This window comes from Isoptericola sp. NPDC060257 (assembly GCF_042726645.1).
Classification (GTDB): Bacteria; Actinomycetota; Actinomycetes; order Actinomycetales; family Cellulomonadaceae; genus Isoptericola; species Isoptericola nanjingensis.
In genome coordinates, this window is record NZ_JBHXAW010000460.1 from 1 (window position 1) to 1867 (window position 1867).

Annotated in this window: 1 protein-coding gene; it reads right to left on the reverse strand. The window is 74.5% G+C overall.

Annotated elements, in window-relative coordinates; translation table 11 throughout:
• Positions 1-55: 55 nt before the first annotated feature.
• Positions 56-1867, reverse strand: a 1812-nt coding sequence (locus ACFWEK_RS21290) for an ABC transporter ATP-binding protein (protein ID WP_430555336.1), incomplete at its 5' end; no start/stop codon positions are given.

Here is a 1867-nt window from a genome sequence, read left to right on the forward strand (position 1 = left end):
CCCGTCACCCCTCGGGGTGGCGGGCCGCCGTCGTGCGTGGCCGGAGGGTGCGCGTCTACTGGGCGGGCGTCGCGCCGGCGTCCGCGAACTGCGTCGCGTACAGCTCGGCATAGAGCCCGCCCGCGGCGAGCAGCTCGGCGTGCGTGCCGGTCTCCACCACGCGGCCCTCGGCGAGGACGACGATCGTGTCCGCCGCCCGGACGGTCGACAGCCGGTGCGCGATGACGAGGGACGTGCGTCCCGCCAGCGCCTGGTCGAGCGCCGCCTGGACGGCGGCCTCGGACTCCGAGTCCAGGTGGGCGGTCGCCTCGTCGAGCACGACGACGTCGGGCGCCTTGAGCAGCAGCCGCGCGATGGCGAGCCGCTGCCGCTCCCCGCCGGAGAGGCGATAGCCGCGGTCGCCGACCACGGTGTCGACGCCCTCGGGCAGTCGGGCCACCAGGTCCCAGATGCGGGCCTGGCGCAGTGCCTGCTCGAGATCGTCGTCCGTCGCGTCGGGGCGGGCGAAGCGGAGGTTCGCGGCCACGGTGTCGTGGAACAGGTGTGCCTCCTGCGAGACGACGCCCACCGTGCCGCGCAGCGACGCGGCGGTGACGTCGCGGAGGTCCGCGCCGGCGATCCGCACGGCGCCGGACGTGGGGTCGTACAGGCGCGAGACGAGCTGGGAGACGGTCGTCTTGCCGGCCCCGGAGGGCCCGACGAGCGCGACCATCGCGCCGGCGGGCACGGAGAACGACACGTCACGCAGCGTGTCCCCGGTGGGGTCGGAGCGCAGGGTCGCGACCGACTCCAGGGACGCGAGCGAGACCTCGTCGGCGCGCGGGTACCGGAACGTCACGTGGTCGAGCTCGACGGACGCACCCCGGGAGGCCACCGCCGCGCGCAGGTCGGCGGCGCCGGGCTTCTCGGCGAGCGCCGGCTCGAGGTCGAGCACCTCGAGCACCCGCTCGAAGCTGACCAGCGCGGTCATCACGTCGACCTGCACGTTGGACATCGCCGAGAGGGGCCCGTAGAGACGACTGAGGTAGGCGGTGAGCGCGACGACGGTCCCGACCGTGAGCTCGCCCGCGATCGCCTGCAGCCCGCCCAGGCCGTAGACGACGGCGATGGCCAGGGACGCGAGCGTCGTCAGGCCGACGCGGAACCAGGTGCCGAGCAGCGCCGTGCGGACACCGAGGTCGCGCAGCCTGCGCACCTGGGCCGCGTACCGCGCGCTCTCCGCCTCCGGGTCGCCGAACACCTTGACCAGGTGCGCGCCGGCGACGTTGAACCGTTCGTTCATCATCTGCCCGGCGTCCGCGTTGAGGTCGTACCCGGTGCGCGCCAGGCCGGCGAGGCGGCGCCCGAACCAGCGGGCGGGCAGCACGAACGCGGGGACGAGCACCAGGGACACCAGGGTGAGCTGCCACGACATGGCGAGCATCGCCGCGAGGGTGAAGGCGATCGTCAGCCCGTTGGAGACGACGGTCTGCAGCGTCGACGTGAAGGCCTGCTGCGCGCCGAGCACGTCGCCGTTGAGCCGCTGCACGAGCGCGCCGGTGCGCGCGCGGGCGAAGAAGGCGAGCGACATCGTCTGGACGTGGTCGAAGACGGCGGACCGCAGGTCCAGGATCAGGCCCTCGCCCACGCGCGACGACAACCAGCGCTCCGCCACGGCCAGCGCGGCCGTGACGATCGCGATCGACGCCGCGGCGGCGGCCATGGCCAGCACGAGCCCGCGGTCGCCGGTCGCGATGCCGTCGTCGATGAGACGTCGGAACAGCAGCGGTGTGACGGCGCCGGCGGCCGCGCTGAGCACCAGCAGCCCGACGAACGCCGCGAGCTGCGCCCGGTACGGGCGGGCGAAGCCGAGGATGCGTCGGAGCGT